The sequence below is a fragment of the Candidatus Babeliales bacterium genome (assembly GCA_035944115.1).
Taxonomy (GTDB): Bacteria; Babelota; Babeliae; order Babelales; family Vermiphilaceae; genus DASZBJ01.
Genome location: DASZBJ010000008.1, coordinates 1 through 1,964, shown reverse-complemented (window position 1 = coordinate 1,964; position 1,964 = coordinate 1). Strand labels below are relative to the sequence as shown.

General features: G+C 37.9%; 3 protein-coding genes. 2 read left to right on the top strand and 1 reads right to left on the bottom strand.

Features of this window, described 5'->3' with window-relative positions:
• Positions 1–530: hypothetical protein (locus VGT41_00575; GenBank protein ID HEV2600766.1), on the bottom strand; the 530-nt coding region annotated here is incomplete at its 3' end.
• Between the two features lie 58 nt (positions 531–588).
• On the opposite strand from VGT41_00575, the gene VGT41_00570 reads away from it, so the two are divergent.
• Both VGT41_00570 and VGT41_00565 read left to right on the top strand, forming a co-directional pair.
• Entirely contained in the window at positions 589–1,641 is a 1,053-nt protein-coding gene (locus VGT41_00570; GenBank protein HEV2600765.1) for a peptidoglycan-binding domain-containing protein, read from the top strand.
• A 24-nt stretch (positions 1,642–1,665) separates the two neighbouring features.
• Positions 1,666–1,964: hypothetical protein (locus tag VGT41_00565; protein HEV2600764.1), on the top strand; the 299-nt coding region annotated here is incomplete at its 3' end.

The following is a 1,964-nucleotide window of genomic DNA, read 5'->3' as shown; positions in this document are numbered from 1 at the left end:
ATGGCGGTAGCTACAGCATTTCCATAGGCGCGAACAGCCGCATCATTATCATCAGTGGTAATTTTAATATCATTTGAAAAGTAACTTGTTGAAGAAGCGGTAGAAAGTTGATTATATGCACTATTTGTAACTATTTGTTGTGCAAGATCTTGCTGATCTGCATCTGAAAGTGTGCCATTGTTTTGCTGCTTCAAACTTAAATAGCTTGAAATGAGATTGTGGGCCATAAGCTGAGTGCTATTGAGAGGTACTGTTGGAGTTGTTGTTGCAGTAATTACTAATTGCTGTGATCCTGGTTCGACAGTTGCAAGAGTATTTTGCCAGACATCATCTGAAACAGGAATGGTGGTTTTTGAAGTATCAACTAAAAGATGTGCGGCTGTTTGCTGTGCATGCACATCATTGTTATTGAATGTTGCTGCATACGTAATAGTTCCTCCTGCGACGATGCAAGCAATGATAACAGGTATTATTTTTTTTGATGGAAGTGTCAAGAAATTACAATCAGTTTTTATTACTAAGTATATCAAGCAATCTCATGTTTTTCTTATACATTTGGGGATAAGTGCCACGTGATATACTAATTCTATGTCAGCATATAAAAAGATAATTCCAAGTATTATTTTTTCTCTCAGTATTTTTGTATTTTTTGGAAGCTTTTTTTATGTTTTTTCTTCAAAGAAAGTTGATGCAGCTGCATATTCCCCACTTACCCATTCACTTTCTGTTGGAATGACATCATCTGATGTTGTTACTCTCCAACAAATCTTAAATAGTGATCCTGCAACAGCCGTTGCAGCAAGTGGCATTGGTTCTCTAGGACACGAAACCACCTACTTTGGTGCGCTTACCAAGCAAGCGGTCATTAAATTTCAAAATAAATATAGTACGGACATTCTTATTCCTTCAGGTCTTTCGTCAGGAAATGGCTATGTAGGGCCATTAACGCTCAAGCAACTCAATAGTTTTGCTCTTAATCTCCAAAATGGATCCATTACCACCCAAACGACGGTAAATTCAAGTCAAAATAACCAGCTTTCTAGCTCTGGATTGGTAGATCATTCTCTCAATTTGTATAGTGTAACTCCCTATCAAGTGGCCCCAGGCGGTACTATTACTCTTGGAGGTACTGGTTTTAGTACTAACCAAAATACCGTTACAATAGGCCAATATTCTCTTCAAAATCAGACTTCTTCTGATGCACAGCACATTACTATTGTTGTTCCACAGGTTGTACCAAGTGGAACCTACAATCTAGGTATTACTAGTAATGGAATTACTGCAAAAACAGCTCAAAATAAGCCTGTTTCTATAGTAGTGACTCAAAATCCATCACAAGCCCCAACAATTACGAGTGTTTCACCTGCGCAAGTGAGTGGAAATGATACAGTAACTATTACTGGAACAGGTTTTACATCGGATACCACTATTATTACTGCTCTTGGAACAGTTACGCATCTCAATTCTACAGATGGGAAAACTCTTACCTTTATTCCCTCACAACTTTCATCTTTCTCTAAGGCAGCAGCAATACAACAAAAAGCAGCTGCTCTAAGCGGTGCGGGAGGTCTCATTATTCCAATTATTGCTGTAACTTCTGCTGGATATAGTCAGCAATCACCTGGATTTATTCTAAAATGAGTTATACTTATAAGTATCAATAATATGAATTATTTCAAAGTACTATCTAAATCTTTTGGAATTTTCTTTCTTATAGCGGCTCTTTTTTATGGTATATGTATTCCCCATCAAGTAAAAGCATCTATAGGTGTTCCTTTTGGAGGTTTTGATGTTGGTGATGATTATGAAGTTTGCGACTGTTCAGGAGCAGTATATAGTTGGTTTGCACCTCTTTATTTTGGACCGACACCTGCTACCGGTGCTCTTTCGTGGTTTCCAGGTACAATAGAGTTCTCATATTACCTTCCGCATCCTGGTGCAGCACTTCTCGGTACTTATATTCC

Coding starts and splice junctions, on each gene's coding strand:
- VGT41_00570 (HEV2600765.1), top strand. CDS start 589: ATGTCAGCATATAAAAAGATAATTCCAAGTATTATTTTTTCTCTCAGT.